This is a genomic window from Aquirufa sp. ROCK-SH2, assembly GCF_054558315.1.
Window position 1 is genome coordinate 1 of record NZ_JBPXKB010000027.1, and the last position, 208, is coordinate 208.

The 208-nt window shown below is 40.4% G+C and carries 1 protein-coding gene; it reads right to left on the reverse strand.

Annotation, left to right across the window (positions count from 1 at the left end; translation table 11 throughout):
- On the reverse strand, positions 1 to 208 hold a 208-nt coding region (locus V7S79_RS12265; RefSeq protein ID WP_459490886.1), incomplete at both ends, for an Ig-like domain-containing protein.

Sequence of the window (208 nt, forward strand, 5' to 3'; positions counted from 1 at the left end):
ACATTATCTCCTGTTGCCGAGTAAATAACTGTTTCTGCAATGGTGTTTGTCACCGTAAAGGTTACTACTCCACTTGCATCTGAACTACCACTTGCTGCTGAGATCGTTGATGTTGTGCTATCATCTGTTAATACAACTGTCTTACCAGAAACTGGATTGCTATTCGCATCTTTTAGTGTAACTGTTACTGTTGAAGTCGTTGTGCCAT